Annotated in this window: 14 protein-coding genes; 8 read left to right on the top strand and 6 right to left on the bottom strand. The window is 61.8% G+C overall.

Annotation, left to right across the window (positions count from 1 at the left end):
* Both E0F99_RS25045 and E0F99_RS25040 read left to right on the top strand, forming a co-directional pair.
* Positions 1–281: GNAT family N-acetyltransferase (locus E0F99_RS25045; protein ID WP_130908983.1), on the top strand; the 281-nt coding region annotated here is incomplete at its 5' end.
* Positions 282–361: 80 nt separating this feature from the next.
* The gene (locus E0F99_RS25040) at positions 362–1,249 is read left to right on the top strand and encodes a helix-turn-helix domain-containing protein (RefSeq protein WP_408003447.1); all 888 of its coding nucleotides are present in this window, start codon (positions 362–364) and stop codon (positions 1,247–1,249) included.
* Here E0F99_RS25040 and E0F99_RS25035 read toward each other — a convergent pair.
* Together E0F99_RS25035 and E0F99_RS30640 are read right to left on the bottom strand one after the other, a co-directional pair.
* Positions 1,191–1,778: a LysE family translocator gene (locus E0F99_RS25035; protein ID WP_083358952.1), complete on the bottom strand. Its 588-nt coding sequence runs from the start codon at positions 1,776–1,778 to the stop codon at positions 1,191–1,193. The two genes, E0F99_RS25040 and E0F99_RS25035, sit on opposite strands and share 59 nt — an antisense overlap.
* Before the next feature lie 75 nt (positions 1,779–1,853).
* Positions 1,854–1,991, bottom strand: a complete 138-nt coding sequence (locus tag E0F99_RS30640; protein WP_242626930.1) for a hypothetical protein — start codon at positions 1,989–1,991, stop codon at positions 1,854–1,856.
* On the opposite strand from E0F99_RS30640, the gene E0F99_RS25030 reads away from it, so the two are divergent.
* Positions 1,984–2,571: a TetR/AcrR family transcriptional regulator gene (locus tag E0F99_RS25030; RefSeq protein ID WP_232000083.1), complete on the top strand. Its 588-nt coding sequence runs from the start codon at positions 1,984–1,986 to the stop codon at positions 2,569–2,571. The genes E0F99_RS30640 and E0F99_RS25030 overlap by 8 nt on opposite strands.
* On the opposite strand, the gene E0F99_RS25025 is transcribed toward E0F99_RS25030, so the two are convergent.
* Positions 2,568–2,996 carry a winged helix-turn-helix transcriptional regulator gene (locus E0F99_RS25025; protein WP_083358954.1) on the bottom strand — a complete coding sequence of 143 codons (429 nt, stop codon included), beginning with the start codon at positions 2,994–2,996 and terminating at the stop codon, positions 2,568–2,570. The genes E0F99_RS25030 and E0F99_RS25025 overlap by 4 nt on opposite strands.
* A 106-nt stretch (positions 2,997–3,102) precedes the next feature.
* Between E0F99_RS25025 and E0F99_RS25020 the strand changes: the two genes are divergently transcribed.
* The gene (locus E0F99_RS25020; RefSeq protein ID WP_083358955.1) at positions 3,103–3,801 is read left to right on the top strand and encodes an SDR family oxidoreductase; all 699 of its coding nucleotides are present in this window, start codon (positions 3,103–3,105) and stop codon (positions 3,799–3,801) included.
* Here the strand turns inward: E0F99_RS25020 and E0F99_RS25015 are convergent.
* Positions 3,791–4,675, bottom strand: coding sequence for an NAD(P)/FAD-dependent oxidoreductase (locus tag E0F99_RS25015; RefSeq protein WP_083358956.1), 885 nt, complete (start codon positions 4,673–4,675; stop codon positions 3,791–3,793). The two genes, E0F99_RS25020 and E0F99_RS25015, sit on opposite strands and share 11 nt — an antisense overlap.
* A gap of 144 nt (positions 4,676–4,819) precedes the next feature.
* Here E0F99_RS25015 and E0F99_RS25010 point away from each other — a divergent pair, with 144 nt between their 5' ends.
* Complete coding sequence (locus E0F99_RS25010; RefSeq protein WP_083358957.1) at positions 4,820–5,257, top strand: Rrf2 family transcriptional regulator; 438 nt, start codon at positions 4,820–4,822, stop codon at positions 5,255–5,257.
* 4 nt (positions 5,258–5,261) lie between these two features.
* Here the strand turns inward: E0F99_RS25010 and E0F99_RS25005 are convergent, their stop codons facing one another.
* Positions 5,262–6,707 (bottom strand): mechanosensitive ion channel domain-containing protein, encoded by a 1,446-nt coding sequence (locus tag E0F99_RS25005; protein WP_083358958.1) that lies wholly within the window; start codon positions 6,705–6,707, stop codon positions 5,262–5,264.
* 155 nt (positions 6,708–6,862) lie between these two features.
* A complete protein-coding gene (locus E0F99_RS25000; RefSeq protein WP_083358959.1) occupies positions 6,863–7,729 on the bottom strand; it encodes a pirin family protein in 867 nt (288 codons plus the stop codon).
* 363 nt (positions 7,730–8,092) lie between these two features.
* Between E0F99_RS25000 and E0F99_RS24995 the strand changes: the two genes are divergently transcribed.
* From E0F99_RS24995 to E0F99_RS24985, 3 genes are all read left to right on the top strand, one after another.
* Positions 8,093–9,199, top strand: coding sequence for an efflux RND transporter periplasmic adaptor subunit (locus tag E0F99_RS24995; protein ID WP_083358960.1), 1,107 nt, complete (start codon positions 8,093–8,095; stop codon positions 9,197–9,199).
* Positions 9,200–9,201: 2 nt separating this feature from the next.
* A complete protein-coding gene (locus E0F99_RS24990; protein WP_130908982.1) occupies positions 9,202–12,285 on the top strand; it encodes an efflux RND transporter permease subunit in 3,084 nt (1,027 codons plus the stop codon).
* Between the two features lie 110 nt (positions 12,286–12,395).
* The coding region (locus E0F99_RS24985; RefSeq protein WP_242626929.1) for a DUF6531 domain-containing protein at positions 12,396–13,842 on the top strand (1,447 nt) is incomplete at its 3' end.

Here is a 13,842-nt window from a genome sequence, read left to right as displayed (position 1 = left end):
CGCAGCAGGTCCTCGGCGGCATCACCGGCAAAACCACATTGGGCATGGCCTTCCTCGACCTGTTCCACTTGCCCGACTCCCTGCGTGGCTCAGGTCTGGGCAGCCAATTGCTGCAGGCCTTTGAAGACGAAGCCCGACGCCGGGGTTGTCTGAATGCCGTGCTCTACACGCTCAGCTTTCAGGCACCGGTTTTTTATGAGAAACACGGTTGGGTGCGGTTCGGCGAAATACCCTGTGAACCTGAAGGCAGCAGCCGGGTGTTTTTGTCTAAAGCGCTTTGATCAACGGCCATGGCGATTCAGCCTTGGGCTGTGTAATGATCGCTGCTCGTTGATCAAGGGATGGAGCCTGCGCCATGTCGATGAACACCCCCGTTCACCCTGCGCAAGCGCCGCGCTTCTGGCGTGACGAGCGCTTGCCGTTTATCGAAGCGCGCACCATCGCCGATGGGCGCAAGGTAACGTACACCCGCCACGCCCATGAGCATTTTTCCATCGGTGCGATCACCACCGGGCGCAGTTATTACCACTACGGCACGCAGACCTTTGAGATCAGCGCTGGCACGGTGGTACTGATGAACCCCGGCGATGTGCATGCGTGCAACCCGATCCACGACCAGCCCTGGTCGTATCACATGGTTTACCTCGACACGCCTTGGCTGACCGACCTGCAACATCAGCTCGGTTTCAGTACCGACCTGGGTTATCGTCCGTTCAACACGCCGCACACCCGCGACCCGCTGCTGTTCAACGGTTTGCTTGAGCTGTACGCAATGCTGCTGGATGAACAGGCCGAATTGCTGCAAAAGCAGAGCGCGTTGGTGAGTTTTTTTACCGAGGTGCAGCAGCGTTTGAACCCTTCGCTGACGCCGGTGCGCGAGGTCAACCATAAGCTGGAGCGCGCCGCCGAGTACATCCGTGAGCACTGCACCGAGGCGTTGAAGCTGGAGCAGATTTGCCTGGCGGCCGAGCTGTCGCCGTCGTACCTGATCCGTGCGTTCAAGCAGTATTACGGGCTCACGCCGCATGCCTTTTTGGTCAACCGGCGCATCCAGTTTGCCCGCACTCAGTTACGCAACGGCGAGCTGATCGCCGATGTGGCCCTGGCCGCCGGTTTTGCCGACCAGGCGCATTTTCAGCGGGCGTTCAAACAACACTTTGCCGCCACGCCCGGGCAGTACCGTGACTTGCTCAAGCCATCAGCAAATAACCCACACTGGCCACCAGCAACGCGGCCATTGAGCGGTTGAACAGGCGCACGCCCTGCGGGTTGCTCAGGTAGCGGCGCAAGAAAGTGCCGGCGTACACCCAGCACGCCACCGACAGGTAGCAGATCACCAGGTACAGCGCCGCGAATAGCCACACTTGGCGCGCATCGCCATCGGCCACAAACAAGCCCATGCCCGCCACGCAGGCCAGCCAGGCTTTGGGGTTGAGCCATTGCATGATCGCGCCGTAGAGCATCGATGGCGCGGTGGCGGTGCCCTCGGCGTCGAGGCGGCCATCGTCCACCGCGAGTTTCCAGGCCATGTACAGCAAAAACGCGACGCCGCCCCACTGGATCAACTGGGTCAGAATCGGCCAGCGCACCAGCACTTCATGCAGGCCCAGACCGATCAGCACTAACAACAAGGTGAAGCCGACAGCGGCGCCGAACACGTGTTTCTGGCTGGCGGCAAAGCCGAAGCGTGCGCCGGCGCTGAGGGCGACCACGTTGACCGGGCCCGGGGTAATGGAGGTGACCAGCGCGAAAGCGGCCATGGAGAGGATCAAGCTCATTGCGGTTCCTTTTTGTGATGCCAAGCAAAGATCGCCTCACGGTAGGGGGCTGAACGCGCGTGGTATTGAACAAAATCACCCTGGGCCCAAGCCCCAGCGCTGTTCAATGCGCCACTGTTGGGCTTCCTCGACAGCAAACAGACCCTGTACCCTGTCGGCGCGCACCGGTTGCGTGCCCACCACTACTCGCCACGTCAGGACGCCAATGCCCAACCCGACTCCTCGCCGGCGCGATGCCGCCGTCACCCGCGACGCCATTGTGTTGTCCGCGCGCAAAGCGTTTGCCCACTGCGGCTACGACCGCACCGGCCTGGGTGAAATCGCCGCCGGCGCGGGGTTAACCGTGATGCTGGTCAACCGCTATTTCGCCTCCAAGGAGCAGCTGTTTGCCGAAGTGGTCGCCGAGGCACTGGCCAGCCCCGTCACCCTGACGCCAGACCACCTCAGCGTGCAAAACCTTGGGCGCAGCATCGCCACCGCGCTGGTCAGCATGACTGAAGCCGGCAGCACGCCGCTGGAAGGTTTCCTGATCATGCTGCAGTCGGCATTGAGCAAGCGCGCCGCCGTGATGGGTCGCGAACAGCTCGAAAAAGCCCACCAGGCGCCCCTGGCCGCTGCACTTGAGGGCGCGCATCACCAAGAGCGCGCAGCGCTGGTGCTGGCGCTTGTGTTGGGCTTTCAGGTGATGCGCCAGAGGCTGGAATTGTCGGCGCTGGCCAAGGCCGACCCGCAGGTGTTGATCGAATTGCTGACGCCGTTGTTTCAGCAGTTAGTGGATGGCCAACCCGCTTAACCCACCTGCGTGACGATATCTTCCAGGCCCAGCACGCGGCCATCCTCGGCCACGATCTGGACCTTGCGCAGCGGCTTGAGCGAGCGCGCATCCAATACACGCGCACCGACCTGCTCAGGCTCGGTGTGCGTCTCGCCCCATTGCGCCAGGGTCACCAGCACCGGCATCAGCGCGCGGCCTTTGTCGGTCAGTTGGTATTCACTGCGCGCGCCGACGTCGCGGGTGTGCAGCAGGCCTTGCTCAACCATGTCCTTGAGGCGTGTGGCGAGGATGTTTTTCGCAACGCCCAGGTGCTTTTGGAAATCGCCGAAGCGCGTCACCCCGGCAAACGCGTCGCGGATGATCAGCAGCGTCCACCAATCCCCCACCACATCCAGCGCACGGGCGACCGGGCAGCCGTCGCCTTCCAGGCATTTGCGTTTCATCGTCGGGCCTCGCGTAATTAGAAATATTCGGTTGCATTATAGGACTCACCGGCTCAGGATAAAAACAGTTTCATCATTAAACCTAAATCGTCACCTGGAGTGCATCATGGATATTCGTGGAAAAGTGGTTTTGGTTACCGGTGCCAACCGTGGCCTGGGCAAAGCGTTCGTTACGGCGCTGTTGGAAGCCGGTGCGGCCAAGGTTTACGCCGCTGCACGGGACCCGGCCAGTGTCAACATTGCCGGCAGCACGCCGATTGCCCTGGACATCACCGACCCGGCCAGCGTGCAGCGCGCCGCCGAGCAGTGCAGCGACGTCAGCGTGTTGATCAACAACGCGGGCTTTGCGAAGTACGGCTCGTTGCTCGCCGAAGACAGTGTCGAAAACCTGCAGCAGCACTTTGACGTCAACACCTTCGGCACCCTGCGCTTGAGCCGTGCCTTCGCGCCGATCCTGGCCAAGCAAGGCGGCGGCGCGCTGGTCAATATCCTTTCGGTTCTGAGCTGGCTGAGCCCGCCCGGCTACGGCGGCTACAGCACCTCCAAATCCGCCCAGTGGGGCCTGACCAACGGCCTGCGCGGCGAACTGCGCGAGCAGAACACCCTGGTGATCGGCGTGCACCCGGCCTACATCGACACCGACATGGTGGCAAGCATGCAGGTGCCGAAAAGCACGCCTCAGGAAGTGGTCGCAATCACCCTGCAAGCCCTGAGCGAAGACCGCGAGGAAGTGCTGATCACCGACATAACTCATGGCGTGAAAGCCTCGCTGTCCACGCAAACCCCGGCCTACCTCAGCCACTGATCAACGAAAAGTGCGCACCGACCCCGGCGCGCACGCCCTCGCCCACTGCCAGCGCTATGGAGCCAGCCGCCAGTGAGGTGTCGCCACAGGCAAACACGCCGGCCACCGAGGTCTGGCGCATGTCGTTGGTGTGCAGATAGGCACCGGTGGGGCCGTCGGCCAACTCACAGCCCAATTGCGCGGCCAACGGGCTGATGCGGGTGCGGGACATGGTGAAGACGCCGTCCAGCGCAATGACCCGACCGTCTGCCAATTCCAGATCAGCGCGTTCGCCGCTGATGCGTGTGACCTGTGTGCTTTGCACCGCAACCCCGCGTCGATCCAGCTGCGCCTGTTGCTCGGCATCCGGGGTAAACACGCCATTGGTGAACAAGGTGGTGGTGCCCCAGTCCGGCAGCATCAGCGCGTGATGCATCGCCAACGGCGAGGTGGCCAATACGCCGATGCGGCCTTGTTCGAGCTCATAACCGTGGCAGTAAGGGCAATGAAACACCCGCGTACCCCAGCGTTCCTGCAGGCCTTCGATAGCGGGCAATTCGTCGACCACACCGGTGGCGAGAATCAGGCGTTTGGCCTTGAACTCGCCGTTGCACTGGGTGCGCACGCGGAAACCGCCCTGCTCCGCTACGGCCTCGACCACGCTGTCTTGTACCCAGGTCACAGTAGGGTATTCCATCAATTGGCTGCGACCCTCGGCCGCAATAATAGCCGGCGCCTGGCCGTCCTGGCCGAGAAAGCCATGGGAGGTGGCAGCGAAGCGGTTACGCCGCTGCCCTGCGTCGATCATCAACACCTTGCGCCGCGCCCTTGCCAGTTGCAGGCCCGCAGACAGGCCAGCATAGCTGCCGCCCACCATAATGACGTCATGCATCATGAAAGTGATCTCGTGTCAGGTGCCCGCGGTTATCCGCGCGCCTTCACGACACACCATAAGTTACGTAAAAATAGCCCGTCAAGTGTCTCGCAACTTTTTAGGTTACAAAGGATACTTTGCGGCGAATCGACTTGAGGTTTTTTGATGAGAAACGACACACGCCTCTCACGCATGCTGCATGTGCTGATCCATATGGGCCGCCATGAAGAACGCGCTACTTCGGAAACCATCGCACAAATGCTCGGCACCAACCCGGTGGTGGTGCGGCGCACCTTGGGGCTGCTCAAGGAAAAGGGCTACGTGAATTCGGAAAAGGGCCATCAGGGCGGCTGGTGCCTGGGCAAACCCTTGAGTGAAATCACCTTGCTGGATATTCACAACGCCTTGGGCACGCCGTCGATATTTGCCATTGGCCTGTCCACTGACCACCCGGAGTGCCTGGTGGAACAGGCGGTGAACGCGGCGCTGACAGATGCGTTCGACCAGGCGCAGGCGCTATTGATGGCGCGTTTGGGCGACGTAACGCTGGCGCAGTTGGCGGACGATTTCGACGAGCGCTACCGCATCGCCATGGCGCCTTGATCTGCTACAGCCCGCGACTGCGCAGCCATTGCAGGAAGCCTTTTTTCACCGGCACGACCGGCGCGTCCTGGGTCAGGGCCTGCGCCGTGTGTAGGCGCAAATCCAGCAGCGCCTTCATCGCTTCGCTGATGTCGTGGCGCGCATCCAGGCAGGGTTTCAAGTATGCCTTCTCGATGCGGTACAACGTGCAGAAGGTCTTCGCGGAAAAATCCGCCAGCGTCGCCCGATCGGAGAGAATGCCCGCCTCGCCAATGACCTCGCCCGGGCCCATGCGCCCGGCTTCGAACGTATGGCCGCCCTTGATCAGCATCACCGAGACCACGCCAGACTCGACAATAAACAAATGATCGCTGACCTGGCCCGACGGCAGGATCATCTCACCGGCACGGTAGCTGTGCAGGGTCATGTTCTGGCTGAAGGTGTCTTTCTCGTCCTGGCGCAGAGTTGAGAAAATCGACGAGCGCTCCAGCAACGCCCGCGCACCGGATAAAGCCGGTGGAACGCTGCCTTCAGAGGCAGACAGCAGGCTCACGCCCGCCGCCTGCAGGTGGCGGAAAGCCAAATCGTAAAGCTGGTTGCGCACTTCGCGCTTGATGCCCATGGCCGGCACAAAGCCGCTGATTTCATACTCCACGCCACCGCTGGCAGAGGTCTTGAACGCCACGCTCGGCGCGGGCTTGACCAGCAACGGCCGGCAACCTTGCATCGCGCGCTCCAGCGCCTCGATCACGGTTTGCGGGCGCGCGTGGGGGCTGACTTGCAGGCTGACCACCAGGCCGAACACGTCCGCCGGGCGTGAGAAGTTGATGATCTTGGCCTTGGCCGCCAGGGAGTTGGGGATCACCGCCATGTTGCCCTGGGAGGTTTGCAGGCGTGTGGCGCGCCAGTCGATGTCGGTGACCCGGCCTTCGGTGCCGTCGATGGAGATCCAGTCATCCAGCTGATACGGCTTAGTGGTGTTGAGCACAATCCCGGAAAACACGTCGCTCAGGGTGCTTTGCAACGCCAGGCCGACGATGATCGCCACGGCGCCGGAGGTGGCGAGCACGCCCTTGACCGGCAGGTCGAGCACGTAGGCCATGGCGGCGATGATCGCGATCAGGAAAATCACCGCGCCCATCAAGTCCTGCAGCAGCCGCCCGCCGTGCCCGACTCGCTGCATCATCACCGTGCCAAGCAATACCGTGAGGGTACGCGCGGCGAACAGCCACCAGCCGATCTGCAACGCGGTGGCGGCCAGGTGCAAGGCGGTGTTGTCGGCATAGGGTGCGAGTTGCATGGGGTTCATGCCGTCGTTGAACAACACGGCGCTGTACACGGCAAAGATCGCCAGGCGTGCGGCGAGTTTCCAGTTGGCGAGGTTGACGGAAATAAGGCGCCACACGGCGATGTCGATAAAGATCAGCGCCACGGCGCACAACATCGGGTGATCAGCGATAAATGAGGGCATCCGGGCGACTCCAAGGCGAATGCGCTGAAGATCGCATGATTTGAGAACGCTGGAAAACAAAATGTGCGGGTAAAAACCCTTGTGGCAAGCGGGCTTGTTGTGGCGAGCGGGCTTGCCACAACAAGCCCGCTCCCACAGGGGTTGGCACTTGACCGTTAAGCCTGCATTTGTCCGAAACGACCGGATTGGAAGTCAGCAAACGCCTGATGAATTTCCTGCTCGGTGTTCATCACAAACGGGCCGTGGCCGACGATGGGCTCATCGATCGGTTCACCGCTGAGCAGCAGCACCTTGGCGTCGTCGTTGGCTTGCAACGTAATGTGCTCGCCATCGCGTTCAAACAATGCCAACTGCCCTTGGCGCGCGACTTCCTCGCCATTGACCAGCACCGTGCCGCGCAGGATCACCAGCGCGGTATTGCGCCCGGCGTGCAGGTCCAGCGTGACCGCTTTACCGGCGTTAAGACGCAAGTCCCACACGTCAATCGGCGTGAAAGTACGGGCTGGCCCTTGGGTACCGGCAAACTCACCGGCGATCAGGCGCAACTGCCCGGCGTCGTCCGCCAGCGGCAGCACCGCAATATCGCCATCGACGATAGTCTGGTAACCGGCGTCGGCCATTTTGTGCTTGGCCGGCAGGTTGACCCACAGTTGCACCATCTCCAGTGCCCCGCCGCTGCGGGCAAAGGCTTGGGAATGGAACTCTTCGTGGAGGATGCCTTTGGCGGCCGTCATCCATTGCACATCGCCGGGGCCGATAGTGCCACCGGCGCCCGTGGAGTCACGGTGCTCGACTTCGCCGTCGTACACGATGGTCACGGTTTCAAAGCCACGATGCGGGTGCTGGCCGACGCCGCGACGTTGTTCGGTCGGTGTGAAATCGGCGGGGCCGGCGTGGTCCAGCAACAGGAACGGGCTGATGTGCTTGCCCATCGTGTCGTAGGAAAACAGCGTGCGCACCGGAAAACCGTCGCCGACCCAGTGGGCACGGGGGCTGGTGTAGATGCCGATGATGTTTTTCATGGTGGACCTCCAAGTTGCATACACCCTAAGTCCGCTGGCCGCTGAGTACTAGCCGGCAAAATCGACCTTGATCGTTCTACGAGTAGGACAATCCCTGGCCTGGCGCTGGCGTAACAGATGAAATGCGCCACACGTCGAGCCCCAACGCAGGCCTGGATGATGAGCATCGGGGCCGCACTGCCATCGGCTGAGGCCCAAGGCGCATGGTGGCCATTAAACCCCAGCAGGTTGATAAACACCGCCGAGGGGCCGAGGCGTTTGCCGTGTGGAACATCAAGAGGCTGGATTAATTTATATTTCGATCATAATATTAAAGAAAATTATGATCGTAATTTTTCCAGCTGGTTATCCCCGGAGCCCGTCATGCACCCTCTCCCCTTGCGCCTTCTCACATCCCTGGCCCTGTTGGTCTTCATCAGCGGCTGCAACAACAAAGCCGACAGCGCCGCCGGCGTGCCCCTGCCCCGCCCAGTGCTCGCGGCGAAAGTCGAAGCCGCCGGCACCCAGCAAAGCGCCTACACCGGCGTGGTGGCTGCGCGCACGGAAAGTGACCTGGGCTTCCGGGTCAGCGGCAAGGTCATCGAACGCAAGGTCGACCCCGGCCAGCACGTGTCCCGAGGTGACACGCTTTTGGTGCTGGACATCGGCGACTTCGAACTGGCCCTGCGTTCGGCTAAAAACCGTGTGAGCGCCGCCCAGGCGCAATTGCGTCAGCGTCGCGATGATGAAAACCGCTACCAGCGCCTGGCCAGCACCGGCGCGGTGTCGCGGCAGATCTTCGACCAGTCGGCGACCTACCTGCGCGTGGCCGAAGCCGAGCTGGCTGCAGCTCAATCCGACGCCAGCCAGATCGAAAACCGCCGCACCTACTCAGTACTCAAGGCCGACAGCGACGGCATCATCACCGACGTGCGCGTGGACCGCGGCCAGGTCGTCGCCGAAGGGCAAATCGTCGCGCGCCTGGCCCATGACGGCGCCCGCGAAGCTATCGTCAACCTGCCGGAAAACCAGCGCGACCAAGCCTCGCAAAAGGCCCTGGCGTTCCCCTTCGGCGCGCCGGACCAGGCCGTGACCGCCACCCTGCGCGAGCTCTCCGCCAGCGCCGACCCGGCCACCCGCACCTACCGCGCGCGGTATGTGTTGCATGGCGCCGTCAACCGCTTCGCCCTCGGCTCGACCATCACCGTGCGCCTCCAAGGCAACGGCCAAACGCAGCAAACCCGCGTGCCCATCGGCGCCTTGCAAGACGCAGGGCTTGGCACCGGCGTGTGGCTGATCGGTGATGATGGCAAGGTCACCTTCGCGCCCGTCAATGTCGCCAGCCTCGGCCAGGAAGACGCCCTGCTCGACAGCGGCCTGACACCCGGCCAGACCATCGTCGCCCTCGGCGCTCACCTGCTGCACAGCGGCGACGCCGTGCGCCTGTTGCCCGCCCAAGCGCAGGCCCTCAACCGCAAACAGGACCACTGAGCATGCGCGGCATCAACCTCTCCGAACTGGCGGTGAAACATCCCGCGGTCACGCTGTTTTTGATCATTGCGATTCTCGCCGCCGGGGTCTTTTCGTTCGGTAAGCTGGGCCGCGCCGAAGACCCGTCGTTTACCGTCAAGGTCATGACCATCAGCGCCGCCTGGCCCGGCGCGACCGCCGAGGAAATGCAGGAGCAAGTCGCCGACCGCCTGGAAAAGCGCCTGCAGGAACTGGACGACTACGACCGTGTCGAGACCATCGCTCAGCCGGGCTTTGTGTCGATGCGCATGACCTACAAAGAGTCCACCCGCCCCAGCGAAATCCAGGACCTGTTCTACCAAACGCGCAAAAAACTCAGTGATGAAGCCTCGACACTGCCTAAGGGCGTGATCGGGCCGTTCTTCAACGATGAATACTCCGACGTGTATTTCGCCCTTTACGCTCTGGAGGCCGAGCACTTGCCGCATCGCCAGCAGGTGCAAATGGCCGAGGAACTGCGCCAGGGCTTGCTCAACCTGCCGGGGGTGAAAAAGGTCAACATTCTCGGGGAGCAGGCTCAGCGGATCTTTGTCGAGTTTTCCTACGAGCGCCTGGCAACTCTGGGCATCAAGCCGGACCAGATCTTCGCCGCCCTCGCCGCGCAGAACGCCGTGGCGCCGTCGGGTTTTGTCGAAACTGCCGGCGCCCGCGCTTATATCCGTATTGACGGGGCTTTCGACAGCCTGGCACTGATCGAAAATGTGCCATTGGACGTCAATGGCCGTGTGCTGCGCATTGCCGACGTGGCCACTGTCAGCCGTGGCTATGAAGACCCGCCCAGCTACCGCATTCGCCACCAGGGCCAACCGGCGTTGATGCTCGGGGTGATCATGGAGAAGCACTGGAACGGCTTGGAACTGGACAAAAGTCTCAAGGCCCAGGAAGCAAAAATCCAGGCCGACCTGCCACTGGGGGTAAACTTCACCAAGGTCTCCGACCAGGCGAAAAACATCAGCCTGGCGGTGAATGAATTCATGCTGAAGTTTTTCGTCGCCCTGGCAGTGGTGATGGTCATCAGCCTGTTGGCCCTGGGCTTTCGCGTCGGGCTGGTGGTGGTCGCAGCGGTACCGCTGACCTTGTCGATGGTGTTTGTGATCATGTTGCTCACCGGGCGTGAATTCGACCGCATTACCCTGGGTGCACTGATTATTTCCCTGGGCTTGCTGGTGGATGACGCGATCATCGCCATCGAGATGATGGTGGTGAAACTGGAGGAAGGCTTTGACCGGGTTAACGCCGCCACCTTCGCCTGGCGCTCCACCGCAGCGCCCATGCTGACCGGCACGCTGGTGACGATCATCGGCTTTCTGCCGGTGGGGTTTGCGCGCTCGGCCGCCGGGGAATATGCCGGGAATATCTTCTGGATTGTCGGGTTTGCGCTGCTTTCGTCGTGGTGGGTGGCCGTGGTGTTCACGCCCTATTTGGGCGTGAAGTGGCTGCCGCAGATCAAACCGGTGCCCGGCGGCCACGATGCCATTTACGCCGGGCGTTACTACCAGAGGCTGCGTGATGCAGTCGAAGCCTGCCTGCGCAGGCGTTGGCTGGTGATCGGCTTGGTCATCGCCGCGTTTGTGCTGTGCGGGCTGGGCATGGGCGTGGTGAAGAAGCAGTTCTTCCCCAACTCCGACCGCAGCGAACTGATCCTTGAGGTGTACATGCCACCCGGCAGCGCCTTCAAGAACACCGAGGCGGTGGCGGCGCAGCTGGAAAAAGCCCTGCTGCAAGAGCCGCAGACCCGCCTGGTCGACACCTATGTAGGCGGTGGTGCGCCGCGTTTTTTCCTGTCACTGAACCCTGAACTGCCCGACCCGGCGTTTGCCAAGCTGATTGTGCAGACCCCGGACTCGCATGCCCGCGATGCGTTGAAACGGCGCATGCGTGAGCGGGTTGCTGCCGGTGAGTTTGCGGCTGCGCGTGTGCGCGTGACGCAGTTACTGTTCGGCCCGCCGGTGCCGTTCCCGGTGGTGTTGCGCGTTTGCGGGCCGAATGTGGAGGTGCTTCGCGGCGTGGCCGAAGAGGTGCGTCGGGTTGTGGCTGCCAACACACTGACCAAGGACGCCTTCCTTGATTGGGGCGAGCGCACCAGTGGCTATCGCCTGGTACTGGATCAAGACCGTCTGCGCTTGCTGGGTTTCACCCCCAACGAGGTCAAATCGCAGCTCAACGCCTTGCTCAGCGGCAACCCAATTACCGAAGTGCGCGAAGGCAACCGCACCGTCTCCGTGGTCGCCCGCGCCCAGGGCAACCAGCGCGAAAACCTCGGCAACCTTAACAACATGACCCTGGCCAACAGCGCCGGCACTTCGGTGCCGCTGGCCCAAGTCGGGCATTTTCAGGCGGTCATGGAAGAACCGATCCTCAAGCGCCGCAACCGCGCAAGCACCGTGGAAGTGCGCGCCGACATCATCGACGGCGTACAACCGCCCGACGTGGAAATGGCCGTGTACAAAGACCTGCAACCGCTGATCGCCAAGCTGCCTGCCGGTTACCAGATCGACATCGGCGGCCCGGTGGAAGAAAGCGCCAAGGCCAACGTCGCCCTGGCCGCACTGTTCCCGATCATGATCCTGCTGACCCTCACGGTGATCATGTTCCAAGTGCGCTCGTTCGGCGTGATGTTCATGGTCTTCGCCACCGCGCCACTGGGCCTGATCGGCGCGGTGCCGACCTTGCTGCTGTTCAACCAGCCGTTCGGGTTTAACGCGATTCTGGGCTTGATCGGCATTGGCGGCATCCTGATGCGCAATACGCTGATCTTTACCGACCAGATTCGCCAAAACCAGGCACACGGCATGGCAATTCACGAGGCGATTATCGAAGCCACGGTGCGGCGTGCACGGCCGGTGATTTTGACCGCATTGGCGGCGGCGCTGGCGTTTATCCCACTGACGCTGTCGGTGTTCTGGTCTTCCCTGGCCTATGTGCTGATTGGTGGGGTGCTGGTGGGTACGGTTTTGACGTTGTTGTTCCTGCCGGCGCTGTGCAGTGTGGTGCTTGGGCGAGAGAAGACGAGGACTACCGAAACATCCCACACAACAGCCGGATAAGCTCTACAGATACCGCCTAAAAACCGCTGCAAAGTCCTTCGCCTGATCACACAGCGCGAGGGATTGCAGATGTTTTTTTTCGTTAACGCCCAGGTTTTTGGGGTTGTCGCTTGAACACGGCCATTGGCAGGCTGGCCCTGGCGCCAAGGGATGCAAAGACGGTTGATGTTGAAACCGTCTTGCGCGACTTCCGAGAGTGCCTGAACACCTTTGACGACTGGGCTTCGAGCTTCTGGAGCTTTTCGGCGCTGGATGTAGAACAGGTGTTCAAGGTTGGCAATGAAGTGGCGCTCGTCGCGCCCATCAACCGCTCCATTTTTCCCAGCAGCACCGTCGCCACCTGCCAGGCCAACGGCACATTGACCCTGGTGCACATGTTCCAGAGCACGCGGTTTGTGCCCATCGGTGACACGCCGGTGATACTGCAACGCGTCGACCCCAACGGCGGGCCATTGGGCGAGCCGATCCACAAGACCATCGGCCCCAGCGGCATTCTCGAAATCACCGAGTGTGATCGCAACCAGCAGTACCGAATCAGTTTCTACCCCAACGTTTCCGTGGATCACGTCGAGGCGCTGTATGCGTCTTATCAGTCGGTGATCGGGGCGCTGGAAGCGCGCCTGCGCGACGAATGGAACAGCACGTTTAAGGCGCAGTGGAAAAACTATACAGACGCTACCCCGCTGGACCGGCGAAGGATGGTGGAAGCGGCGTTTCTCAGTGGCATGGGCAAAGCGCTTTACGGCCTGTGGGACAACATCACGCAGTTGTATGACCTGTTGGCGGACATCAAGCCCAACAGCGAGAAGTTGCTGCACTACATCTCCCAAACCGAACTGGATGAGCTGCTGAAGCTCGGCAACGACGCGATCGCCAACGGCCTGCTGGTGCTTAGCGATGAGCCACTGCTGTTCATTTATGTGTCGGCGATGGTCAGCTGGATGCGCATGCTGCCGCCGCAAGAAATGAATGAGTTGATGGGGGAGATCACTGGCGAGGTATTGATCAACCTGCTGCTGGTTTGGGCAACGGCGGGAATGGGTGTGGCGGTGCGCCTGGGTACGCAGGTGCTTGGGCAGATCAAGTCTGGACGGGCCCGGGATTTGTTGGAGTTGCTGGCTAAAAAGCTGGTGATGCCCAGGTTGGAGCCGCATGCCGAGGTGGTTAAGCCGTTGCTGGTGAGTAGTGCGGCGATGCAGATTAAGACGGTGCCGGTTGCGCCGTTGAAGGTTGGGGAGAACCTGGTGGCGAACGCGGTGCCAGCGGTTCGCAGCACGTCGCAGAAGACGACGTTGGTGCGCCAGGAACATGTCGATGACGTGCCGGCCGCAGCGAAGAATCCGCAGGGAGATGCGGCGGCGCCTGCGGACAAGACCGCCACTAATGGTTGCCCGGTGTCGATGGTCACCGGCGAGAAATTGCTGACCCTCACTGACGGTGCACTGGACGGGATTTTACCGTTTGAGTGGACGCGCCTGTACCGCACCAGTGCGGTGGACGTGGATTGTGGGTTGGGGTTTGGTTGGAGTCATGCGCTGGCGCAGCGGTTGGTGGTTG

Source organism: Pseudomonas antarctica (assembly GCF_900624995.1).
Lineage (GTDB): Bacteria > Pseudomonadota > Gammaproteobacteria > Pseudomonadales > Pseudomonadaceae > Aquipseudomonas > Aquipseudomonas antarctica.
This window is presented reverse-complemented; position numbering and strand designations above follow the sequence as displayed.

Excerpts from the sequence above, each read along its gene's own strand:
- E0F99_RS25035 (WP_083358952.1), bottom strand. The coding sequence starts at position 1,778 with ATGAGCTTGATCCTCTCCATGGCCGCTTTCGCGCTGGTCACCTCCATT.
- E0F99_RS24995 (WP_083358960.1), top strand. The coding sequence starts at position 8,093 with ATGCACCCTCTCCCCTTGCGCCTTCTCACATCCCTGGCCCTGTTGGTC.
- E0F99_RS25040 (WP_408003447.1), top strand. The coding sequence starts at position 362 with ATGAACACCCCCGTTCACCCTGCGCAAGCGCCGCGCTTCTGGCGTGAC.
- E0F99_RS25025 (WP_083358954.1), bottom strand. The coding sequence starts at position 2,996 with ATGAAACGCAAATGCCTGGAAGGCGACGGCTGCCCGGTCGCCCGTGCG.
- E0F99_RS25020 (WP_083358955.1), top strand. The coding sequence starts at position 3,103 with ATGGATATTCGTGGAAAAGTGGTTTTGGTTACCGGTGCCAACCGTGGC.
- E0F99_RS25005 (WP_083358958.1), bottom strand. The coding sequence starts at position 6,707 with ATGCCCTCATTTATCGCTGATCACCCGATGTTGTGCGCCGTGGCGCTG.
- E0F99_RS25015 (WP_083358956.1), bottom strand. The coding sequence starts at position 4,675 with ATGATGCATGACGTCATTATGGTGGGCGGCAGCTATGCTGGCCTGTCT.
- E0F99_RS25010 (WP_083358957.1), top strand. The coding sequence starts at position 4,820 with ATGAGAAACGACACACGCCTCTCACGCATGCTGCATGTGCTGATCCAT.
- E0F99_RS25030 (WP_232000083.1), top strand. The coding sequence starts at position 1,984 with ATGCCCAACCCGACTCCTCGCCGGCGCGATGCCGCCGTCACCCGCGAC.
- E0F99_RS24990 (WP_130908982.1), top strand. The coding sequence starts at position 9,202 with ATGCGCGGCATCAACCTCTCCGAACTGGCGGTGAAACATCCCGCGGTC.
- E0F99_RS25000 (WP_083358959.1), bottom strand. The coding sequence starts at position 7,729 with ATGAAAAACATCATCGGCATCTACACCAGCCCCCGTGCCCACTGGGTC.